Source organism: Alteromonas sp. MMG017, from assembly GCF_018100795.1.
Classification (GTDB): Bacteria; Pseudomonadota; Gammaproteobacteria; order Enterobacterales; family Alteromonadaceae; genus Alteromonas.
Map to the genome: position 1 here is coordinate 121109 of NZ_JAGJDY010000004.1, position 16730 is coordinate 137838.

Sequence of the window (16730 nt, forward strand, 5' to 3'; positions counted from 1 at the left end):
CCTTGGCCGCCTTTTTTATTTAATATGAACATGTTCATGGTGATGCGGGTGAACATGCAAGTTGTCGTTGTCATCTCGACAAGGCTCACCAGGCAATTCAAATTCAATGGTAGTGTGGGCCAAATTGAACGGCGCTAGTCGGTCTGATACATCTTGCTTTAACGCTCTAAGTTTAGTGTTATCAATACTGCAATTAATTACCACGTGCGCTGTTAACACATGCTGTTCGCCATCAAGAGACCAAAAGTGAACATGATGTAGCTCTTCAACGTGTTCCATACTCAATAGAACATCAGAAATAGCCTGCTTTTGGGTATCATCTGGCGAGCCTTGTAAAAACAACTTCATGGTTTGCACTACGTATCGCAACACGTTGAATAAGATAAATAGCGTGAACAGAATAGAGAGAATTGGGTCGAGAATAGGCCATTCTACAAAATGTAAAACAATAGCCATAATAAGTACCGCTACCCAGCCCATGGTGTCTTCAATAAGGTGCCAGTTAAGCACCTTTTCATTCATTGAATGGCCGCCACTTAGCTTATAAGCCGCAAAGCCGTTTACGATAATGCCCATTACTGCCAAGCCCATCATGCCCTCTGTCATCGGCATTTCAGGGTTTGCCAACCGAGGGATCGCCTCAGATAATATCCACGCCGAACCAGCAACAAGAATAAGTCCATTGAGCATGGCACCCAAAAGGCTTAATCGCTTAAAGCCATAAGAATATTTGTCGGTAGCCGATTTCTGACCAAGCTTACTTAAGTACCACGCAAGGCCAATTGATAGAGTATCGCCCAAATCGTGAACCGCATCAGCCATAATAGCGACACTGTTTGTTAGCAACCCGCCGATAAATTCAATAATGGTGAAGCAGAAGTTTAACCAGAATGCCCAACCTATGCGGCTACTGTCGGTTTCTGCATGGCTATGTTCGTGCCCATGATCATGAGAATGGTGGTGCATGATGTGTCACTCCTTTAATAGCATGTCCACTGCATACTGAAATTATAAACCGCTTCCATGAAAACACGATACTAGTGAAAAACACTTGGTTTAAAGTCAATTTAGTGGCGCGATAATAGATTTTCATAAACATTCAAGACAGCAATAAAATGCAAAAAACGCTTATCTACCTACTCAAATAAAAAATTTTTTTAAAAAAATTTGAAAATTATAAAATTTATGCTTGTATACAAAAGTATAACTTTAAAAAGTACCTTAAAAAAAACTTAAACATAATCAATACGTTGAAAATATGATTTTTTTCCTCTCGATAATAGTTATTAAATTCAATAAGTAAGCATAAGGTTTAACGCCTTTTAAAAGGGTAAAGACTGTGGTTATATATTTTCGCTGTCAATTGAGTACTGATAAGAGCTTCCCAGCAACTCACTGATTTTAGAACAATTGTAAAATAATTCGTTAGGCAGCCCCGACTAAAGGTATGAGAGGAAACAAAATGAAAAAAAGAATAATGACAATAGCGCTACTTTCTACTATTTCTGCGTCAACACTTGCAGCAAGTGAAACATTTCAAGCGAATGTAGACGCGATGTCCGATGCGACTATTGCAGAAACTGCTACGCTTCACTTCGGTGCCATGCAACCGACGGTAGGCTCTGTGTGTACCATGGATAATGCGGGCACTGTATCAGGCGATTGCGATGTTTCTAATGCGAACATTGCTATTGGTCTAATTACGGTTTCAGGCTTAGCTTCAAATGTTCCTGTGAATGTCACAGTGACTGGTGCATCTGGTACCAATGTTACTTTTGAAGCGAACTACGACATCAATGCAGCTGTGGCAACACACGACAATATCGCAGACGGCACATTGACTGCGGTTACTACAGACGCATCAGGTACAGATCTTACTATCGATGTATATGGTGACATGACGGTTGATTCGGCATTAACGCCAGGCGACGCTTATACCGCTAACTATGTAGTTGACGTTACGTTCCAGTAATCGTTTGAGGCGAGCCAACTGCGTTCGCCTATTCTTTTCTATACTCGAAATCAAAAGTAAATATGATACTGATACGGCTGTTAACACCTATTCGTCTTTCTGTTTTTCTTGTTATCTCTGCTGCGCTATTTTTTTCCAATGTTGCCAATGCAGATGTTTCGTTATCTAAATTTCGCATTTATTTTGATTCTAAATCCCGCTCAGACTCTATCCAAATACGTAACACAAGCTCAACGCCAATGTCTTACCGAGCAGAGTTATCTATTAATGCGATGACTGAAGAGGGGTTAGTTTACGCGGTAACAGAAGACCCGCTCACGGCATCGACTTTTATTAGATATTCACCGAAACGTGGCAATATTCTACCCGGAGAGCGTCAAGCGCTGCGCTTCGCATTAAGAAAGCCTGCTGGACTTGTTGACGGTGAGTACCGAGCTAACCTTCGTTTAGTCACAGAAATAGCGCCTAGTACGAACTCGAATGTAAACCTAGCCAGCAAACTTGCATACAATATTCCGATTATAGTGCGTCATGGACGCATTACTGCTGAAGCGTCAATGGTGAATCCATCCACCATTATTTACAACGGAAAGCCACACTTACAAGTTTGGTTAAAACGCTCAGGCAATCGTTCATTATTTGGAAACTTCATCATTGAAGATGCTGAAGGGGAAGAAATCGGTGTACTGAATAACGTAGCAGTTTATCGCCCTCTTGAACGTCGAAAAGTCCTGATCCCCCTGCAAAACGCCAAAAAAGGGCCTGTTGTTATTCGGTTTACTGAAATTGATAAATTCGGTGGCGACATAGCGCTATCTATTAACCACGTTATAAAATAGCAACCCGCTAACGTGTCATGAGGATACTATCCTTAATCTTCCTGTGTCTTACTGTGTTCGTCTCATGGGCTGAGCCCTGTCCTCCCCTTTCCTCAACGGCTCGGGTGGCATTAGATGAAGATCAGTTATTGATTAGTGTGTTGCGCATTAACGGCCGCCCCCTATGGGACGGCTTTGACGTTTACCCTGTTGGTGAACGATACCTCGTCCCTGCGTCTTTATTTGCCGATGCACTCTCCTTAGATTGGGAAATATCAATGGCTCAAGGGACTATACAATCGCAAGGTAGTATTGATTTCTGCAGCTTCAACTATGCATTTAATCAAACCTTGCCCACGCTGAATAATACACCGCCTGATGCGTTTCTTTGGGCAGCCGATGAATTCGATATTTATATCGATACACGCATGATTGCTACCTTATTGCAGATTGAACAACAATTTAACTATACGTTGCTTCAGCTTAACCTCACTGGCCAGCTTCCCTTTAATTCATCTTCAAACACAAGCGCTGATAATCCGCCTCTTCACTTTAAACCTAACGTAGTGCCTGTAAGTAAAGTTGTTGAAGATCAATATCAATTTTTCACATCGCCACTGGTGACTTATCGTTTATCACAACAGGATAGCGCCACCAGCGACAATCGCTTTTCCGCTAATATAAATGCAGGGTTCGATTTCTTATATCATTCAGCAAACCTTCGCGTGAGTAGAGTTGATGACACGAGTATCCATTACCTGCGGTTTGGTAAAACCTTAAACGAAAACGTCCAAGACACTAACAATGCTTTAAACAGTTTTGCCTACGAATTTGGCGATATACAGCTGCAAAGAGATGAGCTTGTTACACGTTCTGGACAGTCACTCGGCTTGATTGTACATAATGGAGATACGCGGCAGCGGCGCAGTTTTTCAAGCACTAGCATTGAAGAATTCGTATTACCTGGATGGCGGGTACAGCTCTTCAGAAATGGGCAATTTATCGATGAGCAATTTAGTAACGAGGAGAACAAGGTACTTTTCGAAGATATAGAAACCTTCTATGGGGCAAACTTATTTGAATTGAAATTATATGGGCCTGAAGGTCAGCAAGAGGTTAGAACTAAAACCGTCAATGTGGGTAATAATCAGCTAAGACAGGGCAAGTTCGATTTTTTATTTGGGCTTACTGACAATCAATTTCGGTTACTTGATGGTCAAGTATCTACCACTGGGATAGGAAAAGCCACTGTTGCAAGGCTCGGCTACGGTCTTACCGATAGCGCTACCTTATCTGCGAGCGTTCAACGCCTTTGGCTGGAAGATGAAATTGCCTCGTATGTCACGGCCGGTATTAATACCCAACTTTTTGGCTCGGCGCTCAAATTTGAGGTATCAGATCAGGATACTGGCGGTTACGGTATGTTTTTAGGCTGGAACGGTAGGTTCAGCAATAACCTCAACATGAACTTTGCTACCCGCTACTTCAACAATTTTTATAGTGATGCATACTCACAAGATGATGACATTAAGCACATTTCGTCGTTACGTTTGAACGGCAAAACTGAATGGCTAGGCCGCTTTGGCTGGAACGCCAGTATGACCCACAGAGCCTATGAAGTCGATGAGCCCCAAAGTGCGCTAAGCGTAAATGTAAATGACAACTTTCTGGGCGGGACGTTTGCTTCAGGGTTTAGCGTCTCTAACAACAGTAGCTCTGCGGTCACGGGCCGATTGTATTACGCCAAAGATGTTAATGGGTGGAACCTTTCTAGTGCGTGGAACTTTATTCCTTCAGATCGCTTTTCAACTGATAATTTCTATGTGTCGATGCGATGGCCGCAATCGCTCTCCCAACATCGCGAAACTCGCTTACGTTATAGAAACGACACTGACAATGCTTTAGAAATTAGACACCAACACAACTGGCGCTTTGAATCGCTGAACATTGGATTGGCAGCCAGCGTCATGGAGGGTGGAGACTGGTCAGTAAACCTTTCTTTAACCGGCAATACCAATGTTAACCCTTATACACAGAGTTTGAATTTTGAACGTTCGGCGGGTGCCACTGCTGGGCGTATAGATGCTTTTGCCTTCCTTGACGATAATCGAAATTTACGCAAAGACCCAAACGAAATGCCTATCGAAGGCGTCACGTTTACTGGAAGCTCACTGTGGCGTGATAAAAGTACCGACGCAAATGGAATGGTCAGGCTCAATACGGGAGCCAGAACACAAAACCTCACCTTAACACCTGATTCGCTTCCTGACCCCTATATGTTGCCAGCCTCTGGAAAAGTACAAGTACTGACCCACGCGGGCGGGGTTAATGAAACTCAATTCCCAGTACATACCTTTAATGATGTTGAAGGAACCATTTATCTAGTAGGTGATTCTTCTAGCCGTGGCGCGGCTTATGTTGACATAGCGCTTATCGACAATACTGAACAAATAGTAGTTAAAACGCGAACAGAGAGCGACGGCTATTTCTATGTTAATGCTGTTCCTCCTGGTGAGTACCGCATTGAAATAGATGAGGACTACCTCATTCAGCAAGGCTTAACGATTAAATCCAGCACCCTTGCATTTACAGCCCCAGCACATGGCGATTCCGTTTTTATAGATGATATTTTGCTTGCACGAGAAACCTCTTTACCGAACGAAAACCTTGCGGCCAACTCCGCAACCATTGAGCCTGTTTCAAGCCCCGATACCGCCCATAAATATGAAATACAAATTGGTATATTCAGGCATTCTCGCTCTATTTTTGAAGTGATGAAGCATTTGCCCATCGCCCCTGAGTCAATTCAATTTCATCGCAATCATAGCGCTGCATTAACCTATGTGACGGTAGGAAGATTTGACCTATTTAGCGAAGCAAAAATGATATTGCAAAAGCTCAATCAACACCCCGCCTTTAGCCACGCATTTATGAGTCCATCTACGCGATATACTGGTGCGCATTGGCGTTTAGAATCAATACTAGAGGATATACAAGAACTTATTAGGCACTCACTTCATCAAATAGAATCAAGTTCTGCTGAACGCGTTTGTCAGCTTGCCGCCTATCAGGCACTTAGCTCAATTAATCCAACCATTTTTATTCAACATCCTGAACTGATGCTCTTGCCTAATAACAATGAGTCTCCTTCGTTCTACCGCCTAGTTGCTCCCGCTGCTGATACTTCAGTTTGTCATGATGATTATTACGATGCCAAATACCGTAGCGGCCCGTTTTCTGTCACCCGTGAAAGCTTACTCATAAAACATTAGGCGCTATTATTGAAGCCGTTATCTTGGATGCATGCCACCTTCTATTAGAAAGACGAAAAACGCATTTCAAAGCCTAATGCTATATGCAATACCAAAGACGGGTTAAGCGTTGGTATGAATATCTTCGCATTATGATTTTCTGACGCAATAAAGGTAATAAATTTCTGCCAATAACCTTCCAACTAATCAATTAACATTTTATTTTTATTCACCAGAATACAAGGTTAATTTTTTGTATTAATTACAGCAATCTTGCTTCCGTGGAAATAAAAACCATAATTTACAGTTATTTAAAACTACACATCGCACAACCACACTCGCGCCAAGTAAACCAAATGTTAAAAAATATCAAAGAGTGTTGTTGATCTTTCAATTAACGTGCATTAATCTTATGTAAGCGCTTTCAAACAGAAAAATAACAAGCTCAAATGGAAGCGCTTACAAAACATAACTCGACGTGGCCAACGCGGCGTTTTAGATAACCATTTACTTAGCATTAGGGCTGAAGATAATGACTAAAAATGTAACTCAACTTTCTCGGATTGCTGCCGCGTTAACGGTCACAACTTTGGTTGGCTGTGGCGGTGGAGCAACCACTTCTACAGATATAGACGCCGTTGACACTAGCGCCCCTACCACAGGATGGGAATTAGTGTGGAGCGACGAATTCGAAGACGCGACCATTAACGATAATAACTGGACACACGAAGTTAACTGCGATGGCGGTGGCAATAACGAGGCCCAGTGCTATACCGATAGCGACGAAAACGCATTCATTAGTGATGGTGCATTAAGCATTGTTGCATTGCCCGCTGAAGAGGGTGCACAAAAGCCTTATACCTCAGCCCGCTTAATTACTCGTTACAAAGCAGACTTTAAATATGGCCGCATTGAAATGCGCGCTAAAATGCCTTCGGGTCAAGGCAGTTGGCCAGCATTTTGGATGATGCCTACCGACGAAGTGTATGGTGGCTGGCCGCGTTCGGGTGAAATTGATATTGTTGAAGCGGTTAACCTTAAAGCTGCCGATGCAGATGGCAACCCTGAAGCGCATATCTACGGCACCTTGCATTATGGTCAAGAATGGCCAAACAATGACAGCTCAGGCCAAGCCTATTCACTGCCTGATGGCGCAAACCCTGCAGATGACTTTCATACCTACGCGATAGAATGGCAAGAAGGCGAAATTCGTTGGTATATGGACGATTACTTGTATGCCACTCAGCGTCGTTCTGAAGTACGTTACAACAGTAATGGCGAAGCCACAGGCTTGTCACATCGTGGTTGGTACACCGAGTACTTCGAACAAGGCACTGGCGAGCTAGTGACTCACTGGGACAACGCACCATACGATCAAGAGTTCTACCTAATTCTAAACCTAGCAGTAGGTGGAGAATGGCCTGAAGCGGTAAACGAAACGGGCATTGATGCCAGTGCGTTTGAAAATGGCCAGAGCTTTGATATCGACTATGTTCGGGTTTACGAATGTGCCTCAAACCCAGATACGGGTGCAGGATGTGAAACTGTACGCCCAGGCTACGACTCACTAGACGATGCATTGGTAGAAGGTGCGGCTCCCATTCCTTCTCCACCCTCAACAGGCATTGCAGAAAACCTTACTATTTTTGATGGCACCACTAACCCTAATTGGCCGGCATGGGATTGCTGCGGAGGTTCAACTCCTGCACTAGTGGAAGATAGTGCTGAAGATCAGGTATATGAATTTAGCTTTGGTGCAGAACCTACTGTGATGGGCTTTATTAGCCGCGAGCTATTTATTACCGACCCCGCAGGTCAAGCATCCCCCTTCGACGCCTCACCGATGGAAGAAAACGGTAGCGTAAAATTCGACCTGAAGATGATGTCAGCGCCTAACGATACAGCCGCGAATTGGTCGTTTAAAATAGAAAGTAGCGAAGGCACTACTGCAGCTACATTGCCGCTAGCGGATGGCTATGTAGGTCCTAATGACACGGCTGGCGATACCCCTGAGCAAGGCGTATGGGAGTCATATGAGTTTCCATTAAGTGCACTAGCAGATGCGGGGCTAGATACCAGCGCTATTGACGTAATTATGGTATTCCCCGATTGGGGTGCAGGCGATGGCGCCGTTTATCGTTTAGCAAATGTTGAAATTTCACAAGCGTCTGCCTACCCAGAATTGGTGATATTTGAAGATGAAATGAACCCTGACTGGCCAATGTGGGATTGCTGTGGCGGTTCAACGCCTACAGAAGAAATCGACAATGAAGAGCATGGTTTAACCGCTGAGTTCCGTATTGGCGCAGAACCTACTGTGATGGGCTTTATTACCCGTTCAGCGTCAGGCGGTGGCGACACGCCATTTGATGCATCTGCGTTAGCAGATGGCGGATTGCTGCAATTCGATATGCGCGTTGTTAGCATGCCGAACAATGCAAGTGCCGATTGGTTATTTAAGGTTGAGTCGAGTGACGGTGCCACTGCGGTTGAGTTACCTATCTCTGATAGCGTTGAAGGACAAGTGCCCGCTGCCGGTGAATGGCAAACTTACACCTTCCCTATTGCTGACTTACAAGCTGCTGGCCTAGACCTAAGCGCCATTGATGTCATTATGGTGTTCCCAGCGTGGGGCGCAGGTGAAGGTGCAGTTTATCGCTTAGATAACGTGAAATTTTACCACCCAGATGGCGATACACCTGCGGCAACCGAACTAACTCTGTTTGCCGATACCGCGGCTGACCAATGGTCTATTTGGGATTGCTGTGGCGGCTCTACGCCTACAGAAGAAGAGGATGACGCCAACCACGGTACGGTAGCTGAATTCCGCATTGGCTCAACACCTACTGTCATGGGTTTCCTTGCTGATGACGATGTGTACTTTGATGCCTCTTCATTACTTTCAACAGGCGTAGTGCGCTTTGAAATGAAGGTAAGCTCGGCACCTAACGATGCGTCGGCCCCTTGGTTGTTTAAAATTGAGTCTGGCGATACATCAAGCGCTGTCGAGCTTCCTATCTCAGAAAGCCTTGAAGGCGCCGAACCAGTAACGGGCGAATGGCAAACCTACACCTTCTCACTTCAAACATTGTATGACGCGGGCTTAGACATAAGCGCCATCGATGTAGTGATGATATTCCCTACGTGGGGACAAGGTGAAGGTGCGGTATACCGTGTAGACAATGCTGAAATTGCAGCGCAATAACAAAGCTTCTGCCGCTTGCACACTCAAGCGGCAGCAATAAATTGATAAAGATTTAGTAGGTCAATTATGAAAAATACAACATTTAAAAAGACCCAGCTCGCCACATCAATGGCTTTGTTGTTGGGTTCAACTTTGGCATTTTCTACATATGCGCAAGAAGTAGAAAGACCAGAAACTCAAACATCAGAAACGGCTGCCTTAGACAACAGCGTACCGAATGAAGTTGAAGTTATTCAAGTTAGCGGTATTCGCGGCAGTATGATTCGTTCAATGGATTTAAAGCGAAGCTCAAGCGGTGTTGTAGATGCTATTTCTGCAGAAGAGCTAGGTAAGTTTCCTGATACTAACTTAGCAGAATCATTACAGCGTATTACCGGTGTGACTATCAGCCGTTCTAACGGTGAAGGTAGCCAAATTACCGTACGTGGTTTTGGCCCAGAATTTAACTTGGTGACACTTAACGGTCGTCAAATGCCAGGTACAGGCTTTACCCGTTCATTTAACCTAGAGAACTTGTCTTCTGAAGGGGTTAGTACCCTTGAGTTACACAAAACAGCACGTGCGGAAAACCCAAGTGGTGGGTTAGGTGCGACGGTAAACATCATTACCATGAAGCCGCTTTCTCGCCCTGGCCAACAAGCCTCGTTTTCAGCAAAAGGCATTTACGATACCTCTAATGTTGAAGGCGATGATGTAACACCAGAAATTGCTGGTGTTTACAGCAACACCTTCGTTGACGATATGTTTGGTTTTGGGGTCTCTTTTTCTCATCAAGAACGCGATTTCCAACAACAAGCCGCCAGCGTACAAGGTTGGGTGTTGCAAGAAAACGCAGACCTACCTGAATTAGATGCTGCTAACGTTGTAGATAACCGTACTAATATTACTGATGCTGCATTCTTTGCAAAAGACATGAATTACAGCATTAATGATGTACAGCGCGAACGCTCAAATGGTCAAGTTACCTTTCAATTCCGCCCTGTCGATAATTTCACTGCTACCGTTGATTACACCGCTACCCGCGCCACTACTGGCACAAATACGGTTGGCTGGGGTATATGGAATAACTTTGGTTCTAACATCAATGCCTACGAATTAGATGCTAACGGTACCGCGGTTTATGCTGATATTAGCGGCGACGATGCATCCTTTACCGCAAGCAGAAATACAACACGGGTTGATGCTCGCTCTTTGGGTGTAAACTTAGATTGGGAATTAAATGACGACTGGTTTTTCACCCTTGATTACCACGATTCGTACAATGAAACAGACAATGGCTACGATGAAGGCCTAGGTAGCTCAGGCCAGATTATTTTGGGTTCTGATCAGCTTATTTCTAAGGTCTATGATTACCGTGAAGGTGAAATTCCACAGGTTTACGTTAACTGGAATAACGGCACCAACGAGATCAACCCAGGTGAAATTGATTCTAACTTCAGCCAGTTCATCTATTCTCCGGGCCGCTCTGACATTGAGCAGCTTCAATTAGACGGAACATGGTTTAACTCAGCCTTTGATATTCCGTTGGTAAAAATTGATTTCGGTATTGCCCGTACCGAGCAAAGCCTAACAGGGTTTACAGCATGGAGTGGCTTGCGTGGCGGCCCCGGCTTTAATCCTTCTTTCACTGAAATTTTTCCAGATGACATGTTTGTTAGAAACGATACCAGTGGCTTCTTAGATGCCTTCTCTGGTGGCGGCGCTAGCATGAATCCTGGCTATTACTATACCTTCGACTTTGATGAAGCTATTGCTCGTCAACTCGCTTACCTTACCGCTGACGTGGTAGGTGAAAGCAATGCTTACTCGATTGACCCTTATTTTAGTGGCGACCCGTCAGTGAGTAATGTTGAAGAGACTACCGACGCTATTTATGTACAAACAGAGTGGGAATTCGAAGTTAGCGATTATTATGTTCAAGTGAACGCTGGTCTGCGTTATGAAGAAACCGAAGTCCCTAGCGCCGCCGAAGTTCGCGTGCCAACACAAGTCAATTGGGTAGCGGCATCAGAGTGGATAACCCAATTTGAGGCTGATTTACAGCTTCAAGACTTTACGGGTGAGTACGATGTACTGCTACCGATGTTAGATATTAAAGTAGACGTGACAGACGATGTAGTTGCTCGTTTCTCTTGGGGTAAATCGATTACTCGTGCACCTATCGGCCTACTACAAGGTGGCCGTTCGTTCAGTGGAAGCCCCAAAATTGGTTCTCGTACGGCAACAGAAGGAAACACAAGTTTGTTGCCATATGAATCGACGAATCTTGACCTTTCTTTTGAGTGGTATTACGACGAAGCGAGTTACGCGTCTGTTGGTTTATTTAAAAAGTCAGTTAAAAACTATATTGACTACTCAGCGTCGGAAGAGACCTTTGAAGGCTTGAATGATATTTACCAAGGCCCTCGTTGGAACGAAGCAGTATCGGCACTTGAAGCGGCTGGCGTGCAAGCGACTGACAGCGCCATTTACGGATACTTTGTAGATAACGGCTATGCAGATGCTGATGGCGTAGTTACCCCTAACGCTGATGATCCTTTAATTACATGGCGTGTGACTAAGCCTCGTAACCTAAGCGATACGCGCACAGTAGAAGGTATTGAACTCGCGGTTCAACATACCTTCGGTGATACTGGCTTTGGTGTAGGTGCAAACGCAACGTTTGTAGATGGCGATGTGAAGTATGACCCATACGATTTAAGCTCTGAGCAAAACCCGCTTGTGGGTATTAGTGATTCGGCTAACTTCCAGGTGTTTTACGAAAAAGAAGGCTTATCTGTGAAGGTGACTTATGCATGGCGTTCTGACTACGTCGTGGGAATTGGCCAAGCGCAAGGTTCTGCAGATAACCCAGCAACCCAGTTCGATACTTATGGGCAAGTTGATGCCAGCGTGAACTACGATGTGAACGAAAACCTCACCGTGTTCCTTGAAGGCGTGAACATTAACGATGAAACCGAGCAAGGTTACGGACGTTTTGAAGAGCAGTTCTTATTTGCTCGTCAATATGGTCCTCGCTACACCTTTGGTGCGCGCTACACTTTCTGATGTTGTAGGCCCTAAAACAGTAGTTAAGGGCCGTCGTTAAAAGCTGTACTTAGAAGCTAAAATTAAAAGCACTAGCTAGAAAAAATAAAAGCGGCGTAGAGTTAACCTCTACGCCGCTTTTTTGTAACTGCTTTTTTATAACTGCTTTTTCACGCTAGCGACTTCAAAGCCGCCGAGTAAAACGTCGAAACTGCTATTGCGCTGCTGCCAGTTGCTCTAACCTCAACCCTTTTGCCGTACGATGAGGGAAACCTTCCCAATACGTATGCTCTGCCTTCGGTGTTCCGTCTTCACCCATAGCCCACACGCCGTCATTTGATACTGGTACTAGGTCTAAATAAGCTTGCATACCACTATCATTTTTAAGGTATTTACCTAACCATGCGGTAACAAAGTGCTGTGCAATGTTATTCATACGCGCGTTATCCCACACCGCGTCGATATAGTGTGAGCTGACATCAAAACCTAGTGCTTCATCAAATACGAAAGATTCTTCAGGTGCAGGCATAACTGCACCCGCATTATGGTTTGCGTTGTCGTAGGTTAACAAAGTGCGATCTACGTTTTTTGCCCCTTCCCAAATAGCGCGCACGCCGTTTTTATACCCGGACACATCATCTTGTGAACCTGCTACCAGCATCATAGGAATAGCCACGCTGTCTAAATTAAACATGCGATAGTTCATGCCCCAAGGTGCAAAGCCAATAATAGTTTTAACACGAGAGTCCACCTTGTCTCTAATACCGGTTTGATGGCGAGCCAAAGTACCAAATGGCGCACTCAGTTTGCTATTCACCGCTTGTTCGGTAATGCCCGCCCCCGCGTTGATTACCGCACCGTAGCCACCCATAGAGTAGCCAATAATACCTGTGTTACTGGCATCGGCTAATTGATACAAAAATGAACCTTCATCTTTCGCCATGGTTTCAATTTGCGATAGCACGAAAAGCTGATCGACAGAGCGGTTCACTAACGTAGATGCAAAGGCCGCTTGTGTACGATAGGTAGAGTCGGTGTGGTCAATCGACACTACTACATAACCTTTAGAGGCGATATTTTCCGCTAAATGTGACAATAAAAAACGGTTACCAGGGTATCCATGAGATACCAACACTAATGGAAAGGCTTTTTTGGTTTCTAAAGGTGCAGCATCTCTTACTGCTTTACCGTGCAGTTCAACCTGCTGTTTACCATCGCGTATAAATGCGTTTAACACTGTATTGCCAGTACTACCCTGCTCTGCCGGATACCAAACCTCTAGGGTTAGTGAGCGGTCATAAGTAGGAAGTGGGTTTGGCTTAGCCTTAGTAGCATCAAGAGCAAGAATATCAATCTGCTTAGGATTGACCACCTCAAGCTTGCGCACCCCAATAGCATACTCGCCATAGGCTGAAAGTGCTGGTGCATCAGAGCGTTGAGTATCAATTCTATTCTCTGCATAACTGCCCGTCGCACTACCTATGCATAACACAATACATAGCCCTTTAAACAAAATATTTTTACTCACACCCATACCTAACTTCCTTCCATACATTTTGATATTCCTAGTTAAATCAATAATTATGCTCACATAACTGTGACACTTTAGGGATAGCATTAAAAGCACATTAACCAAATTACTCATTAAATTAAGACAACCCTACTTTTATGCCTCTACAACCCCTAAATTTACCGGTCTAATGCAAGACAAACCAGCAGCTTTATTGTTATAAACTTGTATAAATAAAACATATAGCGACTATTCACGAACTAACAGTACCCGCCAAAAATCCATATAAATACATAAATAACAACTAGTTAAGCACGAAAAATTAAATTCACGCTCACTTTACGGCCATTAAAGACTTAATTAACAAAAAGATTGCAATTGATTTACTTTTTGGTTAAATTTTGACTATCTTCTGTCTTATATAAGACAAATGAGCAAGACAATAAGATAAATAAGCATTACGCGTTAACTACATCGTAAGCGAAATTGAAGAGAAGACCGTCGGACACACGGCAAATATAACTGGACTAAACCCATAAAAAAGAATTCGTGGAGAACACCATGTTACTAAGACCTAGCACACTACATTCAAGTATTACTCGGGCATTAGCCATTGGTACTTGTATGACCATTGGCTTTGCGGCCAGCGCACAAGAAGCAGAACCTGTTGAACCGAAAGGGCTGGAAAAAATAACCGTTACCTCACAAAAACGTGTAGAAAGCTTAAATGAAGTGCCGGTTGCGGTTTCTGTCTTACGCGAAGACCAAATTAACGCTGCATTTTCTAACAACATTGAAGGTCTACAAGCATTAGTACCATCGGTCAGTTTCCGAAAAGGTAACACAACAAGAAACTCGGCAATTACCGTGCGTGGTATTGGAACTATTTCATTTAGTGTGGCTGCTGAGCCGAGTGTCTCTACAGTAGTAGACGGCGTTGTGTTAGGCCGTGCCGGTCAAGCGTTTGTTGACTTATACGATCTTGAGCGCATTGAAGTATTACGTGGCCCGCAGGGTACTTTGTTTGGTAAAAATGCGTCGGCCGGTGTGGTTAACATTACCACTAAACGTCCTTCTGATGAATTTGAAGGCACCGCAGAAGTATCTTTGTTTCAAGACAATGAATACCGTTTAAAAACCAGTGTATCTGGTGCGTTAAACGATAATGTAAACGGTAGCCTAACCGTACTTAAATCACAGTTCGACGGCTATATTAAAAACGTTTATAACAATGAAATGACCAACGGTTACGATAAAGAAGGCGTTCGTGCCATGCTTGATATCGAAGCGGGTAACGACACTGATGTGCTTTTCATCTTTGAAAACGTGAAATCTGATGACAGCTGTTGTGCCGATTTAGAACTTTCACCAAGTGGCCGTCACCCTGATTCTGAAGCACTACCTAACAGTACTGGTACTGGTGACTTAGATTTAGAACAGCGCCTTATTGATCATGACTTTGAAACTCGCACATTAGATGAAACCACCGGTTTCTCAATGCAAGTTGACACCATGTTTGGTGACCATCAGTTCACTTCAATCACTGCTTACCGTGATTGGGACAACACAGAATTCCGAGAAGGTGACTTCACATCAACAGCAGGCACACGTCCTTTCCCTGTGTTTGGCGAACCGTTCCAGTTACATGATATTGGCGCGCAAAACTGGAAACAAACTTCACAAGAATTCCGCATTGCATCGCCTGTGGGTGAGGCATTCGATTATCAAGTGGGGGCTTTCTGGTGGACCCAAAAATCTGAGCGTAACTTTACCCGTGATGCAAGTTGTCAAAATAACGCAGGTCAATTCCCAGCGGCTATCAGCACATACTTAACCGACACCTTCGGCATTGCAGACCCAACTGATGATCAAGTGAATCAGTACATTGCTGATGAAGGCCTAAGCTGTAATTCAAACGATATTGTTAGCGCAACGGCTTACATGGAAACGCAGTTTGATAACTGGGCATTATTTGCTGATGGTAAATACCATATTAATGACGACTTGCGTCTGCTATTCGGTATTCGTTATACCGATGACGAAGTTAGCTACTCACATAACCGCAGCAGTAATGACCAATACAGTCGTACTGGTGTAGGTGTACGTAGCTTCGATACTGACTACAGCGGTAAGACTGATGAAACAAATGTATCGGGCAAGTTGGGTGTGCAGTATGACTTAACCGACAACAGCATGACGTATTTTACCTTCTCACAAGGTTATAAAGGCCCTGCGTTTAACGTGTTCTACAACATGTCAGACACAGATACCTTACCTATTGGTGAAGAAACATCAGATGCCTATGAGTTAGGGTATAAATACGCAGGCCGCAGCGTAATCTTTAACGCCGCTATCTTTAGAACTGATATTGACGGTTTCCAAGCAAATAACTCAGAGTTACTTGATTCAGTGACTATCACTCGCTTAACCAATGCAGGGTCGGTGACCACACAAGGCTTCGAATTTGACTTCATGTGGCAAGCAACAGATAACCTCTCGTTAACCGGTGGTTTATCGAAAGTAGATGCTGAAGTTGATAAGTTCTTATGCCTCGGAGCCGATTGTGGCGGTAGTTCAGGCGCTGACTTGCCTTTCTCGCCAGACCTAAAATACTCTGTAACCGGTGAGTACATTTGGGAAATGGACAACATGGATATCATTTTAAACGGCTCGTACGTTTACACTGATGAAATGTTCGTGGGTGCGCCTGGTGCGTTTGCCGTCGAAAACGACCCAGCAGTATTACCTGACTACGCTATTGTGAATGCAAGCTTAGCGTTTTCGTTCCAAGATGATGACTACCGCATCAGTCTTATCGGTAAGAACTTAACTGACGAAAGCTATGTAACCACCTACAGCGGCGATAACTTCCGTTATCAAATCCCTCGTGATGCAGACCGTTACTTTGGTGTGCAGCTACGCGCTAAGTTCTAAAAACAAGTTATAC

General features: G+C 44.1%; 8 protein-coding genes. 6 read left to right on the forward strand and 2 right to left on the reverse strand.

The window, feature by feature from the left end; translation table 11 throughout:
- Nucleotides 1-15 precede the first annotated feature (15 nt).
- Nucleotides 16-966 (reverse strand): cation diffusion facilitator family transporter, encoded by a 951-nt coding sequence (locus tag J8L84_RS07385; RefSeq protein ID WP_211070125.1) that lies wholly within the window; start codon nt 964-966, stop codon nt 16-18.
- Between the two features lie 496 nt (nt 967-1462).
- Here J8L84_RS07385 and J8L84_RS07390 point away from each other — a divergent pair, with 496 nt between their 5' ends.
- From J8L84_RS07390 to J8L84_RS07410, 5 genes are all read left to right on the forward strand, one after another.
- Nucleotides 1463-1972 carry a hypothetical protein gene (locus J8L84_RS07390; protein WP_211070126.1) on the forward strand — a complete coding sequence of 170 codons (510 nt, stop codon included), beginning with the start codon at nt 1463-1465 and terminating at the stop codon, nt 1970-1972.
- 62 nt (nt 1973-2034) lie between these two features.
- Nucleotides 2035-2811 carry a molecular chaperone gene (locus J8L84_RS07395; protein WP_211070127.1) on the forward strand — a complete coding sequence of 259 codons (777 nt, stop codon included), beginning with the start codon at nt 2035-2037 and terminating at the stop codon, nt 2809-2811.
- A gap of 53 nt (nt 2812-2864) precedes the next feature.
- A complete protein-coding gene (locus J8L84_RS07400; protein WP_211070128.1) occupies nt 2865-6062 on the forward strand; it encodes a carboxypeptidase-like regulatory domain-containing protein in 3198 nt (1065 codons plus the stop codon).
- A 511-nt stretch (nt 6063-6573) separates the two neighbouring features.
- Nucleotides 6574-9246: a glycoside hydrolase family 16 protein gene (locus J8L84_RS07405; protein ID WP_211070129.1), complete on the forward strand. Its 2673-nt coding sequence runs from the start codon at nt 6574-6576 to the stop codon at nt 9244-9246.
- A 66-nt stretch (nt 9247-9312) separates the two neighbouring features.
- The gene (locus J8L84_RS07410; protein WP_211070130.1) at nt 9313-12294 is read left to right on the forward strand and encodes a TonB-dependent receptor; all 2982 of its coding nucleotides are present in this window, start codon (nt 9313-9315) and stop codon (nt 12292-12294) included.
- Between the two features lie 193 nt (nt 12295-12487).
- Here J8L84_RS07410 and J8L84_RS07415 read toward each other — a convergent pair whose 3' ends face one another.
- Nucleotides 12488-13828 (reverse strand): dienelactone hydrolase, encoded by a 1341-nt coding sequence (locus tag J8L84_RS07415; protein ID WP_247670632.1) that lies wholly within the window; start codon nt 13826-13828, stop codon nt 12488-12490.
- A gap of 516 nt (nt 13829-14344) precedes the next feature.
- Between J8L84_RS07415 and J8L84_RS07420 the strand changes: the two genes are divergently transcribed.
- The gene (locus J8L84_RS07420; protein ID WP_211070131.1) at nt 14345-16717 is read left to right on the forward strand and encodes a TonB-dependent receptor; all 2373 of its coding nucleotides are present in this window, start codon (nt 14345-14347) and stop codon (nt 16715-16717) included.
- The last annotated feature ends 13 nt before the right edge of the window (nt 16718-16730 follow it).

Bases quoted from the DNA above. Each gene is read 5' to 3' on its own strand.
- J8L84_RS07385 (WP_211070125.1), bottom strand. From the start codon at position 966: ATGCACCACCATTCTCATGATCATGGGCACGAACATAGCCATGCAGAA.
- J8L84_RS07390 (WP_211070126.1), top strand. From the start codon at position 1,463: ATGAAAAAAAGAATAATGACAATAGCGCTACTTTCTACTATTTCTGCG.
- J8L84_RS07395 (WP_211070127.1), top strand. From the start codon at position 2,035: ATGATACTGATACGGCTGTTAACACCTATTCGTCTTTCTGTTTTTCTT.
- J8L84_RS07405 (WP_211070129.1), top strand. From the start codon at position 6,574: ATGACTAAAAATGTAACTCAACTTTCTCGGATTGCTGCCGCGTTAACG.
- J8L84_RS07410 (WP_211070130.1), top strand. From the start codon at position 9,313: ATGAAAAATACAACATTTAAAAAGACCCAGCTCGCCACATCAATGGCT.
- J8L84_RS07415 (WP_247670632.1), bottom strand. From the start codon at position 13,828: ATGTATGGAAGGAAGTTAGGTATGGGTGTGAGTAAAAATATTTTGTTT.
- J8L84_RS07420 (WP_211070131.1), top strand. From the start codon at position 14,345: ATGTTACTAAGACCTAGCACACTACATTCAAGTATTACTCGGGCATTA.